This window comes from Roseimarinus sediminis (assembly GCF_050433125.1).
Lineage (GTDB): Bacteria > Bacteroidota > Bacteroidia > Bacteroidales > Prolixibacteraceae > Roseimarinus > Roseimarinus sediminis.
This window is the reverse complement of the sequence record NZ_JBNPXV010000018.1, coordinates 16,781-31,094: the sequence shown is the minus strand read 5'-3', so window position 1 is coordinate 31,094 and position 14,314 is coordinate 16,781. Positions and strand designations below refer to the sequence as shown.

General features: G+C 45.4%; 8 protein-coding genes. 7 read left to right on the top strand and 1 reads right to left on the bottom strand.

Annotated features, from left to right (window positions below; translation table 11 throughout):
• Positions 1 to 56 precede the first annotated feature (56 nt).
• Positions 57 to 3,347, top strand: coding sequence for a ligand-binding sensor domain-containing protein (locus FHS86_RS17480; protein ID WP_429416806.1), 3,291 nt, complete (start codon positions 57 to 59; stop codon positions 3,345 to 3,347).
• 224 nt (positions 3,348 to 3,571) lie between these two features.
• Here the strand turns inward: FHS86_RS17480 and FHS86_RS17475 are convergent, their stop codons facing one another.
• Complete coding sequence (locus tag FHS86_RS17475; RefSeq protein WP_429416803.1) at positions 3,572 to 6,280, bottom strand: glycoside hydrolase family 3 protein; 2,709 nt, start codon at positions 6,278 to 6,280, stop codon at positions 3,572 to 3,574.
• Positions 6,281 to 6,441: 161 nt separating this feature from the next.
• Here FHS86_RS17475 and FHS86_RS17470 point away from each other — a divergent pair, with 161 nt between their 5' ends.
• The 6 genes from FHS86_RS17470 to FHS86_RS17445 all read left to right on the top strand — a co-directional run bounded on the left by FHS86_RS17470 (position 6,442) and on the right by FHS86_RS17445 (position 14,305).
• Positions 6,442 to 7,335 carry a helix-turn-helix domain-containing protein gene (locus FHS86_RS17470; protein ID WP_429416800.1) on the top strand — a complete coding sequence of 298 codons (894 nt, stop codon included), beginning with the start codon at positions 6,442 to 6,444 and terminating at the stop codon, positions 7,333 to 7,335.
• Positions 7,336 to 7,451: 116 nt separating this feature from the next.
• Positions 7,452 to 8,147 (top strand): pirin family protein, encoded by a 696-nt coding sequence (locus FHS86_RS17465; protein WP_429416797.1) that lies wholly within the window; start codon positions 7,452 to 7,454, stop codon positions 8,145 to 8,147.
• 19 nt (positions 8,148 to 8,166) lie between these two features.
• A complete protein-coding gene (locus FHS86_RS17460) occupies positions 8,167 to 8,730 on the top strand; it encodes a YceI family protein (RefSeq protein WP_429416794.1) in 564 nt (187 codons plus the stop codon).
• Between the two features lie 171 nt (positions 8,731 to 8,901).
• The gene (locus FHS86_RS17455) at positions 8,902 to 11,592 is read left to right on the top strand and encodes a TonB-dependent receptor (RefSeq protein ID WP_429416791.1); all 2,691 of its coding nucleotides are present in this window, start codon (positions 8,902 to 8,904) and stop codon (positions 11,590 to 11,592) included.
• A gap of 2 nt (positions 11,593 to 11,594) precedes the next feature.
• Positions 11,595 to 12,698, top strand: coding sequence for a DUF4249 family protein (locus FHS86_RS17450; protein ID WP_429416788.1), 1,104 nt, complete (start codon positions 11,595 to 11,597; stop codon positions 12,696 to 12,698).
• Positions 12,695 to 14,305 (top strand): hypothetical protein, encoded by a 1,611-nt coding sequence (locus tag FHS86_RS17445; RefSeq protein WP_429416785.1) that lies wholly within the window; start codon positions 12,695 to 12,697, stop codon positions 14,303 to 14,305. Before FHS86_RS17450 ends, FHS86_RS17445 begins: the two co-directional genes overlap by 4 nt.
• Positions 14,306 to 14,314 lie beyond the last annotated feature (9 nt).

Genomic DNA, 14,314 nt, shown 5'->3' with positions numbered 1-14,314 from the left:
AATTTTTTTTAATTTCGGATTCAATGTTCAGGGAGAGGATTTTAAACCTGTTTTTTTTGCTTTTTGCTGTTAACATTGTTTTAGCAGCAAATCGCAACATCGAATTTGATCATTATACACCCGATGACGGGTTGCCCAATGGTTATATACAAACCTTTTTGCACGACAGCAGAGGCTTCATGTGGATTGGAACCATCAACGGGCTAAGCCGCTTTGATGGAATAAGCTTTCGAAATTACTACCACAATCCCAACGACAGTTTATCACTCACATCGAGTACCATCAATCAGCTAATTGAAGACAAAGATGGCAATATCTGGATTTTAAACAACAGGGGTTTGTGTCGCTACAACAGGGACCATGACAACTTTATTCGTATAAAAATTAAGTTCGACAGCATTCAGTATGATGAACTCTATCTGACAAGCGGACACATCGACAGCAAGCATCAACTATGGATGGCGGTGGCCAATTTGGGCATTATGCAACTCAACTTAAACGATTTTGATTTAACAGCCCGACAGGGAAATGTCAGGCTGTATCAACTTAGTGAACCCGATGTAGAACCAATTTACAAGAACAATATATACGCAATTGCTGAGGACCAGAACAAGCAAATCTGGTTGGCAAGTTTCAGCAAATACATGTTTTACTATGATCCAAAAAGTGGCAGCTTTAAAGCTCAGTCGACTGAACACCCCGATGAAGCTTTATTTAGCAACAATCGGAAAAACCTGCTCATCGACCGCGACGGTGACTTTCACATTGCCATCGAGCAGGTGGGGCTGCTAAAATGGAATCCCTCTGTAAACCAGGCCCAATTGTACAAGGACACCAACGATGGCAGGGGTATCGCCGGAGAAGTCCCCTTTGCCCTCTGTGAAGACCATGAAGGCAAGATCTGGATTGGTGACCGAAATGCCATGGGGATCAGCATATTAGACAAAACAAGCGAGAGCTTTCAGTACGTCAGGTACGGAAAATACAATCCCTACTCACTCAACACGAACAAAATCAATACGGTATACGAAGACCGGGACAAGAATATATGGGTAGGCACCATTACAGGGCTTGATAAGTTTAGTCCCGGAAAAAGCAAATTCCAACGTTATTACAATGATCCTGAATCTTCGGTGTCACTCAGTCACAACAACACCCTGTGTTTTGAAGAAAGCAGCGATGGTAATATTTGGATAGGAACCGATGGCGGAGGCCTGAATTATTTTGACCGCAATAAAAATACCTTCACCGTATTTGAGCATGACAAGAACGATGCATCATCAATCAGCAGTAATTCGATTATTTCACTGTGCGAAGATCATGAAGGTACACTTTGGATTGCGACCTTCAACGGTGGACTGTCGAGGCTGAAAAACGGAAAATTTACTGCCTTTTTACCCGACAACCATGATCCCTACTCCATTTCGAACAGAAACATATGGTACGTTTTTGAAGACAGCAAAAGAAATTTATGGGTAGGAACACTTAACAGCGGGCTTCACCTCTACGACAGACAAACGGGGCGTTTTCACCATTACACCCATAGCGAGGATGATCCCGCCTCCTTGTGCAACAATGCCATTATACAAATCTACGAAAGCAGTCAGCAAAAGCTATACATTACCACCTACGGAGGCGTTAGCATACTTGACCTCAACGCAAGCGATTTTTCTTCACCGCCTGCTCGGCTCGAATTTGAAAACCTTTACCACAACAACAGCAACAATAGCCTGAGCAACAACGAGATTTACTGTGCATACGAGGACAGCAACGGCATCATCTGGTTTGGAACCATTTATACCGGGCTCGACCGCTACGATCCGAAAACAAAGCAATTCACCAACTACAATACCAGTCATGGTCTTCCAGGAAATTCGATTAGTGCCATCCTTGGTGATCATCAAAATAATCTTTGGCTGGCAAGCGATAATGGCTTATGCCGGTTCGACCCTGAAACTGGTGAAACAGTGAATTTTGATCTCAAAGATGGCTTACAGAACAAATCATTAAAAAGCTGGGCCATAAAAACCCGTGATGGAGCGATGTTCTTTGGCGGTCCCAACGGCTTCAATTCATTCTATCCTAAAGATTTTGATGAAAACAAGCACGAGCAACTTCCCCCTGTTTATATTACCGGTTTTCGAATATTCAATCAAACGGTAAATATCGGGCAAAAGATAAACAACAGAATCATCCTTGAGAAAGCAATCAACGAATCCAATTCTCTAACGCTCAGCCACAAAGAGAACTATTTCACTTTCGAATTCCGTTCACTCGACTTTGTTTCGCCCAAAAAAACAGCTTACGCCTATAAAATGGAAGGTTTCGACAAGGACTGGGTATATATAGGCAACCGACACGAAGCCAGTTATACCAATCTCGATCCCGGATCATACACCTTCACAGTGCTTGCTTCAAAAGATGGGGTGCAATGGAAAGAAGAAGGTCACTCCCTTCACATCGACATTCTCCCTCCCTGGTGGGACACCTTGTGGTTTAAACTTTTACTGGCATTCCTTCTTACATCGCTTGTCGGTTCGATTATCTGGTACCGTATCCACAGATTCAGACAACGACAAAAAAAGCTGGAAACAATGATTGCAGAGAAAACCAGTGAGCTCCAAATGAAGAATCAGGAATTGCAGCAACTCAATGCAACCAAGGACAAGTTTTTTTCCATCATTGCCCACGACATCCGTTCGCCCTTTCACGCCATTTTAGGTTTAAGTGACATTGTGATTCAAAACTTCAAGGAATGGTCCGACGAGCAATTACTCAAACACATCGAGCACATTCATCAATCGGCAAACAAGCTGAATCAGTTACTTGAAAATTTATTACAATGGTCGCGGTCACAACAGGGGCGAATCAGCTTCAACCCCGAACGCATCGTTCTTGCTGAAGTACTGGATGAAACAATCAAATTGCTGAGTGAAAATGCCAAAGCCAAGCAAATAGAATTGAATTACCACATCGATAACGAACGCCTTGTTGTAGATGCCGACCGGCACATGCTGAACACCATTTTACGCAATCTGGTAAGCAATGCCATTAAGTTCACCCACAAAGATGGTCACGTTAGCATCAGTGCAAAACTCAACAGTCATGAGCTTGTCAATATAGAAGTCAACGACGACGGAATAGGAATCAGTGAAAATGTAAGACAGAAGCTACTGAACATCGAAACCAGCCGTTCGACTCCCGGCACCAACAATGAAACCGGCAGCGGGCTGGGTCTTATTCTGGCAAAGGAGTTCGTTTCAAAACACGGAGGCACGATGGGCATCATTAGCAACCTGGGCAACGGAAGCACTTTTTACTTTACACTCCCCGTCAAACAGCACTAAGGGTAACAGCGCCAGGAAACCCTTGTGCCCGTCCCAATCGCAATGCAGCCTCCGGGGGAAGTTCAGAAGTCCTAAGCCCTAAGTTTATCCTGTTGAATAAGCGAACCCATTATCAATTACCCATTTTCCTCTTTCCTCTTCCTCAATGACTCAATGACTTTCTGACTTTTTTCTGACTTTCTTATCTTAATTTCTGATCCTTTATTTCTGATCCTTGTGCCGCCCTATTCTACCCTGATTACTTCTTTTAAACGAATGTCTTCACTCGAAGCACCTATTTGAATTTCAAATTCTCCGGGTTCCACCAGGTAGCGGCGGTAAAAAGCATCGTAATAGCGCAAATCGTCGGCCACCTTCAGCGTAAAGCTGATTTCCCTGCTTGCTCCGCTGGCCAGTGCCACCCTTTCGAAGCGGCGCAACTGCTTCCGTGGCATGCCCTTATCCGATTCACGGTCGGCCACATACAGTTGTACCACTTCTTCTCCATCATATTCCCCGGTATTCTTCACCTTTACTGTTACAATGAGCTCATCGCTGTCACAAACCATTTTCTTATCCACTTTCATTCCAGTGTATTCAAAGGTGGTGTAACTCAGTCCATGACCAAAGGGATAAAGTGCCTTGCCCTGATAATAACGATACGTGAAGCCTTTGCCGGCCTGCATGTTGTAATCTCTGAAATCGGCCAGTTCATTGGTCGATTGATAAAAAGTAACAGGCAAACGGCCAGCCGGATTGTAGTCGCCAAAGAGCACTTCGGCCACGGCATCACCCCCCCGTTGTCCGGGATACCAGCTCATCAGCAAGGCATCCAGTTCCTGTTCGGCCCCGTCGAATGCAATGGCACTGCCGGCCATCAGCACCATCACCACAGGCCTTCCTGTTTGTTCCAGGGCCCTGAGTGTTTTCAGCTGTACTGCGGGCAATTCAATTTTGGTACGATCGCCACCGTTGAAACCGTCAATCCCAACACGATCGCGCATTTCCTCTCCTTCCCATTCGGCATCGAGGCCGCCCACAAAGATGATCACATCGGCTGCTTTGGCTTCGTCCAATACTTTTTGATCAACGATGAATTCTTCGGACTTCTTTTCCTTTTCGTCTTCGATTTTCTTCCACACCAACATGGCACCGGCATCCTGCCCGCTTTCGAAATATTCGATGGTAATCGGGTATTTTTTCCCCTTTTCAAAAGTAAATTTTCCCATGCTGGGTGCCATGGCATGTTCGGTCCACTCATCAACAATGGTTTTTCCGTCGAGGAAAAGGCGACAGCCGTCGTCTGAGATCAAACCAATTTCGTATTCACCATTTCCCGGAGCCAGCAACTCACCGGTCCAGCGAATCGAGAAATTATCCTTGCCGAGCGCCTCTTCAGGTGTTAAAATACCCTGCGCCACTTCGGTCGCCGTTGGTGAATCCTCCTGCCACATCATTCTGATTTGTTGGTCGGTACGCACCAGCACCGGCTCCCCCTGCATGGCTGTGCCGCGATAATAAGCGCCGGTGAGCCCCTGCTCCTGTTCGCCCTCAGCATTTTGAGCCGACAAATTCGATGCAGGTACTGTTTCATATTTTTCCATGCCTCCATCGTAAGCAACCAGCGGGCAGACCTCTTCATAAACCAGTTCCACATTCCCGGGCAAAGCTTTACGGATGCCTTCGAGCACGGTAACCGGGTTCGAAGCATCGCCATGATAATTGGCACGCAGCGCAACAATGCTGTTGGCATTGGGTCCAAAAACAGCCACTTTTTTCAGTTGCTCACGCTCAAGCGGCAGGATGCCATTGTTCTTCAGCAGGGTCATCGACTTTTGCGCCATTGCCAACGCCAGCTCATCGTGAGCTTTTGAATTGTTCACTTCATAAGCTATCTGAGCAAAAGGCACCATCTCTTCGGGATCGAACATGCCGAGCTTCATGCGTGCCAGCATTAGTCGGTACACTGCCAGGTCGATTTCTCCCTCGTCGATCAGGCCTTCGTTCACTGCCTCGAGCAACCACTGCTGATACACACGTCCACAGTTCAGATCGCAGCCCCGCCTGACACCAATGGCTGCTGCTTCCTGAGGCGTATTCACTATTTTATGGTAGGCATAAATATCGCGAATGGCACCACAGTCGCTAACCACATAACCTTCGAAACCCCATTGTTTACGAAGAATATCTTCGAGCAACAACCAGCTGGCCGAAGCCGATTCGCCGTCAACACGGTTGTAAGCTCCCATTACCGAATAAGCTTTGGCCTCAACCACCAGATCGTAGAAAGCCGGCAAATAGGTTTCCCACAAATCGCGGGCATTGGGCACCGCATTGAACGAATGCCGATCGGGTTCAGGACCATTGTGTACCGCAAAATGTTTGGCGGTTGCCACCAGTTTCAGGTATTTGGGGTCGTCGCCCTGCAGGCCTTTTACAAATTCGACCCCCATGCGCCCGCTCAGGTAAGGATCTTCGCCATAGGTTTCGTGACCGCGGCCCCAGCGGGGATCCCTGAATATATTGATATTGGGCGACCAAAAGGTCAGCCCCTTATAGCGTCCGAAATCGTTGTTTCGCAAGGCTTCGTGATGCTTGGCCCGGGCCTCATCACTGATCACTTCGGCCACACCGGCCATCATTTGAGTGTCGAAGGTAGCGGCCATCCCGATGGCCTGTGGAAATACGGTAGCCACCCCTGCCCTGGCCACCCCGTGCAAACATTCGTTCCACCATTCATATTCGTTTACATCCAGGCGGGGTATGGCTTCCGAAGCATTGCCTATCTGGGAAATCTTTTCTTCAAGGGTCATTCTTTCAACTAAATCGTATGCACGGGTTTCGAATGAGAGCGAAGTATCGCGGTACTTTTCTGTTACCTCCTGTGCTTTAATTGTTTGAACGACCGGCACAAGCATTGCCAGTATGAACAGCCACTTAAGATCATTCTTCATGGTGAAATCGTTGTTTTGTTAGTATTAGCAAGGCTCAAAATAGGCAATATCGTCAGATAATAAAAGGGTAGAAAGTGCTTTCGTGCAGAAAAATCAAATGCTTCAATTTTTTTCAGAACCCAAAGCTGCTATTTTTGTTTCTTTGAAAGAGGAGAAACAATATGGAACACATTCCCACACAGGTATTACAGCACAAAAACGAAGACACATTTTTTGCCTTTCGCACGATGGAAGAAAACCATCTCGCGTCGTTGGGAAAAGCCAACCCGCCTCACCGTCATGATTTCTACACCATCCTGCTGGTCAAAAATGCCTGTGGATCGCATTTCATCGATTATGAAGAACACAAGATGAAACCGCGGGTCGTGTTTTTTGTAGCTCCCGGACAGGTTCATCAGGTGCTTGTAAACAACGAACATCCCGAAGGAGACATACTTATGTTCAGCGATGAGTTCCTTTCGCGTAACTACATTAGTTCTGAATTTATCGCCAACCTTGGCATGTTTTCGTGCGGTACTACAACCCCACCCTTGTACATCGATGAGGAGCTGTTTGCAAAACTTAGTTCCATTTCTTTGGAAATCAATAAAGCATTCCATGACGAATCGCCTTTTAAATACGACATCATTGCAGCGCATCTGAAACTCTTCCTGATTGAATGCAACCGCGTTGCTGTGCCTCCTCAGAATAACAACAATCCTCAAAGCCTGCAATCGGGACGCCCCATCATCAAAAATTTCAGGGAATTGCTGAACCAGCACTATGTGCAATGGCACAAAGTGAGTGAATTTGCCGAAGCCATGAACATTAGTCCCGACTACCTGAACAACGTCGTTAAGTCGAACATTGGTAAAACGGCCAAGGAACTGATCAACCAGCGCATCGTGCTTGAAGCAAAACGACTGGGCCTGCATACCAGCCTTTCAACAAAGGAAATTGCCTACCAGCTGGGCTACGACGATCCTTCGCATTTCAGTAAGTTTTTTAAAAAGGAAACCAACCAATCCTTCTCTGAATTCAGAACCCAACTGGAACGAAAATTAATATCTGCTTAAAGCCATTTGTTATTTAAGACCTTTTTGTCCGTTTTATACATCATCACCCCTGATTTTTACATTGACCGGCCCCCGGTTGGCCCTTACCTTTGTATCATCAATTTAAAAATCAGCTTATGAACACAACAATACATCCATCAGATAGCAGAGGACATGCCAATCACGGCTGGCTGGATACACATCATACTTTTAGTTTTGCCAATTATTACAATCCTGAAAGAATCCATTTTGGTCATCTTCGTGTTTTGAACGACGATATCATTGCACCCGGAACAGGATTTGGGAAACATCCGCACGACAACATGGAGATTATCTCAATTCCCATCGAAGGACAGCTAATGCACGAGGACAGTATGGGACACAAGCAGGTAATTGCCGAAAACGAAGTACAGGTGATGAGTGCCGGAACAGGCATTTTTCATTCCGAATACAATGCTTCGCAGGAACATCCTGCCAATTTTCTTCAGATTTGGATTCTGCCTGAAAAGAAAAACATTGAGCCGGTGTACAAGCAGATGTTTTTCAAACCCGAAGAAGCCAACAACCAGTGGCAGGTATTGGTCGACAGCGACAAGGGTCCCTTACGCATCAACCAGCACGCCAAAATTTCGAGAATAAAGCTGGGCGAAGGAAACAAAGCCAGCTATCAACTCAACGAAAAATCGCATGGCAGCTACCTTTTCCTCATCGAAGGGAAAATTAAGGTAGCAAATAATGAGTTGAGTCGTCGTGACGGCATTGGCATACAAAATACAACACAATTTGAACTTTTAGCATTAGAAAACAGTAGTATAATCAATATTGAAGTTTAACCCGTAAAAAATAAAAATTATGCGTAGAATAGTAAGTTTATCGACACTTTTACTTTTAGTAACATTCATGGTAAATGCACAAACACTGAAGGTAGATACCTCAGCATCGAGTTTGAAATGGAATGGTAAAAAAGTTACCGGTGAGCACTACGGTGCCATCGATCTGAAAAGCGGATCACTCACCCTGAAGAACGATGCAATTACTGAAGGCAACTTTGTAATCGACATGAATAGTATGACCAATGAAGACCTTTCGGGTGAAACCCGTGAAAACCTGCTGGGTCACCTGAAGTCAGACGATTTCTTTTCGGTAGCCACTCACCCTGAAGCAACGCTTAAGATTAAGAGCAGCACAAAATTCACCAATGGAAAAGCGAGTGTTAAAGGCGACCTGACCATTAAGGGAATTACCCACCCGATTGAGTTCGAAGCACATAAAAACGGCAACATTTATACTGCCAAAATCGAGGTTGACCGTACCCTGTACAATGTACGCTACGGCTCGAACAAGTTTTTCGACAACCTGGGAGACAAGGCCATTTATGACATCTTTACACTTGATGTGAAGCTGCATACAAAATAAGAAACAACACCTACACCCAAATACCTTATTACGTGAAACCCGGTTATTCCGGGTTTTTTTATTGACCTTAACGGGTCACTTTCCTGCTAAAAATCAGGAAAAATATTTCTTCTCACAGCTTGCTTAGCGCTGGATTTTATGTAGTTTTATGCACCTTAAACCAAACTAAAAGTGCAGCGATTCCTGTTTTTTTTGTATTTCATTTTTTTGATTCCTGCCAGCTTTGGACAGGAGCCTGAAAAAATAATGGTTGATGGCACATCCAGCCATATCAATCTCCAAACTTTTTCTGAAAACTTATATCGTGAACATCAAATCCGTTTAATTGGAAAATCAACCTGGTTAGAAAAAGTGTACTTACCCGAAATCACTGAAGAAGTACCATTAATCAACATGTTGCAGGTTGTTCTTGAGGACCATCGTTTAATGCTAAAGCTTTTTCAAAACAACCTGGTCATCGTGCCGGCCGATTTGGATTCGCCCGATACCCTGCTATCCCGCGAAAGTTATCAACCTATTGGCAATCGGCTAAACAAGGGACGTTACAGTCATGCTATTCTTAGCGGGCAGGTCATCGACGGAGCAAGCGGACTTCCCATTCCGGGAGCCCAGGTAATGGTAAAAGCCTTGTCGCTGGCCGTCAGTACCAATAACCAGGGTCGTTATGTCATCAGACTGCCTGCCGGTCCTCATCAGCTAAACTATTCTTTTATTGGCTTACACGATGAACAACGGAAAATCATTATTTACAACGACGGAAAACTAGATATTGAGTTGTACGAAAAATCAATAGCCCTTGACGAGATCAACATCGGAGTTGATAAACCCGACAACAACTATCGTTCGCCTTCGATGGGAATAGCCAGTCTGGCTGGAAAAACCATCAAAAAGCTATCGGTATTAATGGGAGAGCCCGATGTTATGAAAGGCATGCTGATGCTTCCTGGCGTACAAAGTGTAGGTGAAAATGCTGCCGGCTTTAATGTACGGGGAGGTACCAGTGATCAAAATCTGATTCTGCTTAACGAAACGCCACTGTTTAATCCTGCCCATTTATTCGGGCTCTTTTCGATGCTTGATGCCGGACTGATAAAAAATGTCAACCTATATAAATCCTCATTGCCTGCACGCTATGGCAGCAGACTTTCGTCGGTGATGCAAATCAACCTTGAAGAAGGAGCCAGGGATCAGCAAAAAACCAATGGCGGCATCGGACTGATCAGCAGCCGCCTTTCGACCCAGGGGCCTCTTGGTAAAAAAGCAAGTTATCTGGCAGGAGGAAGAAGCACTTATTCCGACTGGATATTGCGCCGGCTACCAGAATACGAACTCCGGCAAAGCGCTGCTTCGTTTTACGATGTACATGCCAAAATCGACTATAACCACGATCAAAACAACCGCGTTGGTGCCATGCTGTACCACAGCAACGATTACTTCGATTATTATCAACATGCACGTTACGAATATGGCAATTTGTTGGCTTCAGCCCGCTGGAATCATCTGTACACCCAAAATCAGTCAGGCATGCTGTCTGCAACGTATAGCCGTTATCATTCGCAACTAATCGACCAAAGCAATCTGCTTGAAAGCTACCAGCTAAATACCGGCATCTCGCAGCAACAACTGGCCTATCATCATGCCATTTCAAGCTTTGCAAGGCACCATCTCAATGCCGGCCTAAGTGCCACTCATTATCTTTCGGAGCCTGGAACTTCGATCCCTCATGGCGAATCATCACTTGCCAGGGCTGTTGAAATAAGCCACGAATCATCGTTCGAACTCTCGGCTTATGCCGAAGACGAATATGAGCTGAATCCTTCACTGAGCCTCGTTGCAGGAGCCCGATACAGTGTTTTTATGCTGATGGGACCCGATAAAATTAATTACTATCGTAGCGGCTGGCCCCGTAATTCAACAACACTTACCCACACAGAAACGCATTCAAAAGGTGAAATTTCAGCATTCTATCATGGCTTAGACCCCCGCATATCCTTGCGTTATGCTTTTCAGAACGCCAGTTCATTGAAGGCCGCTTTTACCCGTACCCGGCAATATCTTCGTCAACTGAGTAACAGTGCCAGCATCACACCTGCCGACTACTGGAAAACGGCTGACACTTATCTTAAACCGCTCACTGCCAACCAGTATTCATTAGGCTACTTCAGGAATTTCAACAACAACAAGATCGAAAGCTCCGTCGAAATTTACTATAAGAACATCGATCAGCTCAACGATTTCAAAGATGGAGCCCTTATTCTGCTTAATCCCGATATTGAACAGGTATTGTTAAGTGGGAAGGGACGTGCCTATGGTCTTGAATTCCTGTTAAAAAAAACCACGGGAAAAATCAGTGGCTGGCTCAGCTATACCTGGTCGCGATCGCTCATCAGGATGCAAAGCTCCTTTGCTGAAGAACAAATCAACCGGGGCGAATGGTACCCTTCAAACTATGATAAGCCACACGATTTGAGCCTGGTACTCAACTATCAGTTATCGCGACGCTTTACATTTGCATCGAATTTTACCTACAGTACAGGTCGTCCGGCTACCTTTCCCGAAGAAAAATACCAAATCGGCAACATCGACGTGGTGACTTATTCCGACCGGAATCAGTATCGTTTACCCGACTATCACCGGCTCGATATGTCACTCACCTATGAAGGCAGTTTAAAGCGTAAACAATTCTGGCGAAGCAGTTGGACATTTTCGGTTTACAACGTGTATGGCCGAAAAAATCCTTTCTCTGTTTTTTATGAAAAACAAAATCCTTCTCCAAAGAACAACTATCAGCGCTATGCACTTTATCAGTTTTCAATCATAGGCATACCCATACCTTCATTCACCTATAATTTCTGGTTTTAAAAATGAAGAAGAAACAACTCAAATATCTGCTGTTAATGACAAGTTTGACACTACTGTTTCAAGCCTGCGAAACAGCGTTTATACCCACGCTCGACGAGCGTGCCCCCTCGTTGGTGGTGAACGGAACCATCTCACACGAGCCGGCTTATGTGTCACTGGAGCTCCGGCGCGCCGTTCCATACAATCGGAATGAAGAAATGGAGGCGGAAGAAAATGCTGAAGTCGTACTTTTTGATGGAAGTGGAAAGCACTGGATCATGCAGGAATACAAGAATGGCTTTTACCAAACAAGCGAGTTGGTCGAACCCGTTCCGGGAGAAGCCTACTGGGTAAGCATTATTACTTCCGACGGTTTACAATATCAGTCGAAACCCGACACCATTCCAGAGCCAGTTGCCATCCGCAATATCGAACTCCGCGACTCGGTTCACAACATGGTGCTATACGATGATGCCGGCCAGCCCTACATCGATCCGGTAAAGGGATGTTATATAAGTGCCCAACCCGAGCATCATCCGCCCGGGCACGGAGGCTATTTGTATCAATGGAAAGCGCTGAGTAATTATTTTATACTTTCAGAAAGTATGCAAACGATGTATCGTTATTATTGCTGGGATCAGATTTATACCAATAGTTTCTACCTGTACAATAAGCAGGAAGGCAGACAAACTACACTTCCAACCAGCGATGAGCTTTACTTTATGAGCTACCAGTTTTTAAGTCCGCACCCCCTCGATTCGAACCGCTTCGCCGGAGTGGTAAGCTTTGTAAACACAGCCAGTTTTTATTTCCACATGCGACAATATACACTCACTTCGACCGGACAAGAATATTGGGAAAGTATCATGCAACAAAGCGAAGCCACCGGAAAGCTGTTCGATCCGGTTGAAGCCCGGATAAAAACGAACATTCGCTGTATCAGCGATTCGACCGTACATGCTTATGGTGCCTTTCTAGCTGCACCTTTTCATGATCAGCTGCTGGCTGTTACCCTCAGCGAAAACCGTTTGAATAAGTATTATGAAATTGATATATTCCCCCAGACAACAACCGACGAAAACTGTTTATTGGAAGAGAAAACACCTTTTTGGATTGAAGTACAATGAAACAAGCCACTGTAATCATAAGTATTCTTTTAACGCTGTTACTGCTGCTTGAACAACAGGCGACCGGAAAACAAAACGATTTACTGTTGCAAACCAACAAAGTGATATATGTTTCCGGTGAATTGCTGGAGCTCAAATGCACGCCTTTAAAGCCTGAGCTGATGAACAACGAAGTTTTGTTCATCGATGTGTGCGGTGAAGGATACACACTGGAAAAATCCATCTTAAGTAAAAATGGAGCAAGTTGGAAAGGAAAGATCATGCTCAACGACTCCATACAAAGCGGAATTTATTTACTCCGGGCATATACCGGAACTTCCGATGGCCGTTTGTCCATCACAAGCTTGCCACTTACTGTCATCAATCGCTTCGGGAAACAGGAAGTGAACCGTCAACGCGCACAAACAGGCCTTCCGTTTAATCCCTTTTATACAGTCAGCAATCAGGGAACAGCCCTTCGCTTACAGGCACCGGCAGGAAAGATCCCCGCAGGCGATACCCTTAGCCTGACAATTAAACATTCCGGAGAGCAATTAACCAGCTGCCTTTCGCTTTCAGTATTTAAAACCGATATCGAAAAAGCAAAGAATGAGAATCCGCCTTTTGTTCCAAATGAATTTGTGCCTGGCAAACAAAGAATCTATGATCGCCTTTATCTGGCCGGAAACGTTAGAGACAGTTTAAAACAGGCACTGTCCGGTGAACTCCTTTGGCTTTCCTTCCCCGACAGTATTCCCGACATCGACTATACCTACAGCGACAGTTCGGGGTATTTCCGTTTCGACATCAACCATCTAACGGGCGCGCAAACAGCCATTGTTCAGCTGGCCGACAAAACAAAAAAAGCCAATATTACCTATGAAGACAGCCATCTGCCTCCACCCGCAAAAATCCCGCTCTATCTAAGTGCTGAAACCATGAAAAGTGAACTGATTCGCCTTGCTCCGCTTCGCGCACAGATTCACCTGACTTATCGCTCTCAAACAACTGTCAACAAACAAAACAACAGCGATCACGCCTGTTTATTGCCCTTTTACGGACGGGCACAAAAGAACTTCGATCCTTCGATTTATATTCAACTCGACAGCTTTGAAGAAATAGCCCATGAGCTTTTGGTAAATGTACGCTACAAGGTACGAAGACAGAAAACAAACATAGAACTTTGGAACCCTTATCAAAAAAAGCTTTTCGAAAACCCCATGATTTTGGTTGACGGAGTGCCGGTTGAAGCTGGAAGTATCAACCAGCTCAGTTCAACATCGATCGGGACCATCGACCTCCAGCCACAAGATCGCAGCTATGGTGAGCTGCACATTAATGGTTTGATGGCAATTCACACCCGAAGTGGCGAGTTTCCGCTCACCATGCTTCCGGCCAATGCGCTGAACATCGATCTGCAGGCTTATGCCATTGAACAGAATGCAACACCTGATCAACCCTTTTTCAGCGATGTTTTGTTTTGGGAGCCCACGCTGAAACTACACGGTGAAAGCACCATCATTGAAGTAGTCAGCAGCCTTGAAACCGGCTGCTATCAAGCGATTGTTCAAGGCATCGACAACCAGGGTGTACTGCAACGCGCCACATGTTTCTTTAACATTGAATAAAACCTGCTC